The sequence below is a fragment of the Vibrio genomosp. F10 str. 9ZD137 genome (assembly GCF_049974785.1).
GTDB lineage: Bacteria > Pseudomonadota > Gammaproteobacteria > Enterobacterales > Vibrionaceae > Vibrio.
In genome coordinates this window covers 1-5,621 of record NZ_JBNGCJ010000398.1, presented here as the reverse complement: position 1 = coordinate 5,621, position 5,621 = coordinate 1, and the positions used below count along the sequence as shown (strand labels likewise).

At 44.2% G+C, this 5,621-nt stretch carries 6 protein-coding genes; 2 read left to right on the top strand and 4 right to left on the bottom strand.

From position 1 onward, the window contains the following. The 4 genes from ACP45E_RS09075 to ACP45E_RS09060 form a co-directional block, all read right to left on the bottom strand. On the bottom strand, positions 1 to 499 hold a 499-nt coding region (locus tag ACP45E_RS09075), incomplete at its 3' end, for a sodium:solute symporter family transporter (RefSeq protein ID WP_426510961.1). 495 nt (positions 500 to 994) lie between these two features. Beyond that, positions 995 to 1,618 (bottom strand): bifunctional 4-hydroxy-2-oxoglutarate aldolase/2-dehydro-3-deoxy-phosphogluconate aldolase, encoded by a 624-nt coding sequence (locus tag ACP45E_RS09070; protein ID WP_017037068.1) that lies wholly within the window; start codon positions 1,616 to 1,618, stop codon positions 995 to 997. 55 nt (positions 1,619 to 1,673) lie between these two features. Beyond that, positions 1,674 to 2,606, bottom strand: coding sequence for a sugar kinase (locus tag ACP45E_RS09065; protein WP_017037069.1), 933 nt, complete (start codon positions 2,604 to 2,606; stop codon positions 1,674 to 1,676). Between the two features lie 32 nt (positions 2,607 to 2,638). Beyond that, complete coding sequence (locus ACP45E_RS09060; RefSeq protein WP_017033516.1) at positions 2,639 to 2,974, bottom strand: cupin domain-containing protein; 336 nt, start codon at positions 2,972 to 2,974, stop codon at positions 2,639 to 2,641. Between the two features lie 309 nt (positions 2,975 to 3,283). Here ACP45E_RS09060 and ACP45E_RS09055 point away from each other — a divergent pair, with 309 nt between their 5' ends. Both ACP45E_RS09055 and ACP45E_RS09050 read left to right on the top strand, forming a co-directional pair. Beyond that, on the top strand, positions 3,284 to 5,440 hold the full coding sequence (locus tag ACP45E_RS09055; RefSeq protein ID WP_026026488.1) for a heparinase II/III domain-containing protein: 2,157 nt from the start codon (positions 3,284 to 3,286) through the stop codon (positions 5,438 to 5,440). Beyond that, on the top strand, positions 5,441 to 5,621 hold a 181-nt coding region (locus ACP45E_RS09050), incomplete at its 3' end, for a hypothetical protein (RefSeq protein ID WP_141707268.1). It abuts the gene before it with no gap.

Sequence of the window (5,621 nt, the reverse complement as noted above, 5' to 3'; positions counted from 1 at the left end):
CCGTTACCGCCATGGCGACAAGAACAAGCCCTGTGACAATGATGGTGGTTTCCATCGGAATGTTGAAAACCGCAGCAACGAAGATGGCAAGACCATTTAGCCAAATGCCTGCAGAGATAAGGCTGTCTGGCATGCCGGCCCAAGTAAATGCTTGCTCAGAAGCTTTACCGAAACGTTGGCGAATGGCTTCAATGGCTGTAACAACACGTAATTGGCGAAATTTCGGTGCGAAATACATGTAATTCATGAAGTAGCCAAATGCGTTGGCTAAGAAGAGGATAACAATGACAAAGCCATCACTGAATGCGCGTCCTGCGGCTCCGGTAAACGTCCATGCTGAAAATTGTGTCATGAATGCAGTTGCACCTACCATCCACCACAACATTTTACCGCCCCCTCTAAAATAATCACTGGTTGATGTTGTGAATTTTCTGAACATCCAACCAATAGCGATTAAGAAAAAGAAGTAGGCAAGAACAACAAGAGTTTCGATAGTCATTTTTACAGCCTTTTAGGTTTGATAATTAACTGCTGTCTAGATTACTCCAATTTGATTTTATTTGTACTACAATAAGCCTTAATCGTGATCGGTTTCTCATGTTTTTACGGAAAAGGTTGAGCTAAATCATACGAGATAGATGGATTTAAAGTCATGCAGCAAAGGATTTAACATATAACGCGACGAAGTTTAACAATGAACGGTAGAGGTATAATACTACAATATTATGTATGTATCCTCGTGAGTAAAGTGTGTCGACAGAAAGCGCTACTCACTGGACCTTTTATCATTGAGTCACTCAATGTGTTTATGTGCTAGAAAAATTTAGTTACAGGCTTCTTAAAAACAGCGTGCTCATAAGCAGGCAGTTCAGAAAAAGTTTGTTTCGAAAAAGATGAGTCAGGGACATTAAAAATTTCGTCATCTCGCTTATTTTCCATATATAAAAACGAGCCAATTGGCTCGTTTGTCAAATATGAGGAGAAAGGAATACGTTTAACTAACGTGCTTCACTGCATCGCGAACCAGTTCACCAAGCTCGTCCCATTTACCTTCATCCATAAGCTTTGTCGGAACCATCCAAGTACCACCACAGGCAAGCACTGAAGAAATTGAAAGGTACTCGTCTACATTCTTAAGGCTCACACCACCTGTAGGCATAAAGTTCACTGGGTAAACGGCCGTTAGTGCTTTTAGCATACCCACACCACCAGAAGGCTCAGCAGGGAAAAATTTAAGAGTACGCAGGCCCATTTCCATTGCTTGCTCCACGAGGCTTGGATTGTTAACGCCAGGGACAATGGCAACGCCCTTGTCTAAGCAGTACTGAACGGTACGCGGGTTAAAACCCGGGCTAACAATAAAGTCAACACCAGCATCGATAGAAGCATCAACTTGCTCATTAGTTAGCACGGTACCAGAACCGATCAGCATATCTGGGAATTCTTGACGCATCACACGAATGGCTTCAATGGCACATTCTGTGCGTAATGTGATTTCAGCACAAGGCATCCCATTTTCTACTAAAGCGCGGCCTAGTGGAATAGCGTCTTCCACTTTATTGATTGCGATAACGGGAATGACTTTCAGGTTAGCTAACTGTTCATTTAGTGTTGTCATGACTGTATTCTCTTGTCTGTTTGGGGCCAGGTATTTAACCCAGCCCAGCTAAAAATTATAAGGAAAGGTCTGGCATTGCATCAATTGGTATAATCGCGCCTTGATACTGAATGACAGTACCAGCGACACAATGACCAGCAAAAGCCGCTTCACGTGGATTACCACCGCACAAACGTTTTGCTAAGAACCCTGCGCTGAACGAATCGCCCGCTGCGGTTGTATCGACAATTGATGTCACTTTGTTTGGTGAAACGTAAGAAGCATTGCCACCTTCGACAACTAAACAGTCATCTCCACCACGCTTGATTATGATCTCTTTTACACCCGCTTTAGCTGTACGATCAATACATTGCTCTACATCATCGTCGCCATAGAGCTCTTGCTCGTCGTCGAAGGTCAGCAGTGCGGTATCGGTTAGGCTTAGCATTTTAGTGTATTGAGTTTGTGCTTCTTCTTGAGTCGCCCACAGTTTAGGGCGGTAGTTATTGTCGAAGAAAACCTGACCACCTTTCGCTTTAAATTGCTCTAAGAAATGGAATAGAACGTTACGGCCATTCTCGGTTAAAATCGCTAATGTGATACCACTTAAATACACCGCGTCATATTCCATAAGGGAGTCAATGAGCGTAGAAGCGTTGTCTTGATCAAAAAGGTAACGTGCCGCTGCATCATTGCGCCAATAAAAGAAACTGCGTTCGCCAGTATTATCTGTCTCAATATAATAAAGGCCTGGCTGTTTGTCATCCATGCGGTTGACAAGGCGAGTATCAATATCTTCAGCATTCCATGCGTTAAGCATATTGGTGCTGAATGAATCTTGCCCTAGCGCCGTCACATAACTGGTTTTAATGTTATGGTCTTTTGTTAAGCGTGTTAAATAAAGTGCGGTGTTAAGGGTATCACCGCCGAATGCTTGTTTAAGCCCTTCTTCTTTAGTTTGTAGCTCCACCATGCACTCGCCAATGACCGCGATATTGAATGATTTCATGTAAGTACCTTAGCAACTGACATTGCGCTAGATTATTTTAAGAAGTCTGCACGCAGCGGTGAAAAAGCATCAAGTAGAATGCTGTCTTGCTCTAAGGCAACGGCACCGTGCATCACGTTTTTAGGCGCAATGTAAGCATCGCCAGCTTTGAGTACTTTTTTCACGCCATCAATTTCAGCTTCAAAGCTTCCACTTACGACATAACCAATTTGGTCATGAATATCGTGAGTGTGCGGTGCACCAATAGCGCCTTTGTCAAAGCAAAGATGAACGAGCATTAATTCGTCGGTGTAACCAACGATCTTACGTTTAATACCACCGCCAACTTCTTCCCAAGGGGTCTCTTGAATATTAAAGAAAGGATTCATATGGGTGTTCTCCAAAACTGATTATGAGTTCTATATTGATTGTGAAGTATCATAATAGATAAAATTCAATTGTAATACAATATAGTTAAGATAGTGTGATGTTCATCAAGGTGATGCCTCTAATATTTAGCTCAGAAAGCCATCGGTACAGTGTGATTTGGTACTGTGCAATCTTTATTCGTTAGGTTTTGGTGCTCTTGTTGTGACGTTAATCATTGTTTTGTGACGATGCACTATTCATATCGGTAATATTGTATTACTTTATGGTGAGTATTGTACTGACACTCTAATTTGACGGTGATGGCAACCATGACGACACAACCTGTTTTGTTTACCAGTGAGGAAATCGATCAACTTCACCAAGAGGTTGGGCGCCCTACCTTAATGGGTAAGGCGATCGCTAAGAACATTGAAGTCCTTGAATCATTTATGAGTTTGCCCTTGGATGTTCCTGGTCACGGCGATGGTGGGAGCGATGAGCACAACCGTCATAAAGATAACTACACGTATATGAACATAGCCGGCCGCCTTTTTGTGATTACAAAAGATCAAAAGTACGCCGACTTTGTGGTTAGCTTGCTCGATCAATATGCCGACAAATATCTTGAACTCGGTTACCAGATTCAAAAAAATACTAATCCGACAGGTCGGTTGTTTCATCAAATCCTCAATGAACACGGCTGGCTACTGTTTTCTAGTATTGCTTATTCTTGTGTTGCTTCAACAATGACCGAAGAACAGCGCCAACGTATCGTTGACCGCCTTTTTGTGCCTATGATTGAGATGAGCATTGAAAAATACGCTCACCGTTTTGACCATATTCATAACCATGGCGTTTGGGCCGTTGCAGCTGTTGGTGCTTGTGCCGTGGCCATTAATCGCCCTGAATACTTTGAGATGGCGGTTTACGGTAAAGACCGCGAAGCGACCAGTGGTTTCCTAGATCAAGTTTCAAACCTATTTGCGCCCTCGGGTTACTACCTTGAAGGCCCATATTATTCTCGCTTCACGATCCGTCCGTTAGTTCTCTTTGCTGAGATCATTCATCGCCATATGCCAGAAGTAGACATCTACAACTACAAAAACGGCGTAGTGGGTAATACAGTTCAAGCCTTACTTGCTACTGCTTACCCTAACGGTGTTTTCCCTGCGCTAAACGACGCATCACAAAGCATGGGCATCAACGACGCTGGCGTACAGGTTGCTGTAGGCATCTACGGTGCGCACTACGAGCTCGACGACAATATCCTTGGCATGGCTAAGATTCAAGGTGGTGTGTGGATGCACCCATGTGGTCTTAAAGTGTCTCAAGCTTATGAAAAAGCGCAAGCTGAACGCGAAATCGGCCTTCCTTACTGGCCTAGTATGGAGCTGACTGAAGGCCCCAATGGCGACCAAGGCGCACAAGGCTTTGTTCGTATGCAGGACAAAAACGGAGATGTCACACAGTTAGTCATGAATTACGGTCAGCATGGAATGGGGCATGGTCACTTTGATACATTGGGCATTACCTTGTTTAACCGTGGCCAAGAAGTGCTGCGTGAATACGGCTTCTGCCGTTGGGTCAATGTCGAGCCTAAGTTTGGTGGCCGTTACTTACCTGAAAATCCAGGCTATGCGCGTCAAACTATTGCTCACAACACGATAACGATTGACGAAACTTGCCAAAACTACTTTGATGTAGACCGCGCTGATTCCGTTAGTGGTACACCACATTTCTTCCAAGTGAGTGATGAAAAGCTCAAAGGTATGAGCGCTTTTGCCAACGAGCACTACGATGGCTTTGGCCTTCAGCGCAGCGCATTCCTTCTCACTCTTGATGAGCTTGAAGCGCCGCTACTTATCGATCTATACCGCATCAAGGGTGAGGGTGAACATCAATATGACTACTCTCATCAATATCAAGGTCAAATCATCCGCACCAACTTTGAGTACGAGACATTTAAAACCCTTGAAACACTAGGTTCAGACGCTGGCTATCAGCATCTTTGGAAAGTCGGTGCAGGTAACGCCAACGAAACGGCACTGGTGAGCTGGCTGCAAAACAACACCTATTACACTTGGTTAGGCACAAGCTCGAATGATAACGGTGAAGTGATCTTCACACGCACTGGTGCCAATGATCCAAGCTTTAACCTTCGCAGCGAGCCTGCCTTTATCTTACGTAGCAAGGGCGATACCCCATTGTTTGCTTCTGTGGTGGAGACACATGGCTATTTCAACGAAGAGTTCGAACAGTCAGTCAATGCACGCGGTAAGGTTAAAAACATTAAACTACTGGGTCACACAGATACTGCATCCGCAGTTGAGATTGAAACCGAGAAATCTCTTGTGACTCTGCTACTGTCTAACGATGCGTATGCATCTGAGACAACCAATAATCAAATAATCATTAATGATAAAACTTACAACTGGACAGGTTTCTATTCAGTTGAAATCCAAGCTATCCCTCAGGAGACAGTTTAAATGAGCTATCAACCACTATTACTTAACTTCGACGAAGCAGCAGAACTTCGTGGCGCACTCGGCACGGATAGCCTACTGGGTAAAGCACTTGCTCGTGACATCAAGCAAGCCGACGCTTACATGTCAGAAGTGGGTATCGAGGTTCCAGGTCACGGTGAAGGTGGCGGTTACGAGCACAACA

Excerpts from the sequence above, each read along its gene's own strand:
- ACP45E_RS09070 (WP_017037068.1), bottom strand. The coding sequence starts at position 1,618 with ATGACAACACTAAATGAACAGTTAGCTAACCTGAAAGTCATTCCCGTT.
- ACP45E_RS09065 (WP_017037069.1), bottom strand. The coding sequence starts at position 2,606 with ATGAAATCATTCAATATCGCGGTCATTGGCGAGTGCATGGTGGAGCTA.
- ACP45E_RS09060 (WP_017033516.1), bottom strand. The coding sequence starts at position 2,974 with ATGAATCCTTTCTTTAATATTCAAGAGACCCCTTGGGAAGAAGTTGGC.
- ACP45E_RS09055 (WP_026026488.1), top strand. The coding sequence starts at position 3,284 with ATGACGACACAACCTGTTTTGTTTACCAGTGAGGAAATCGATCAACTT.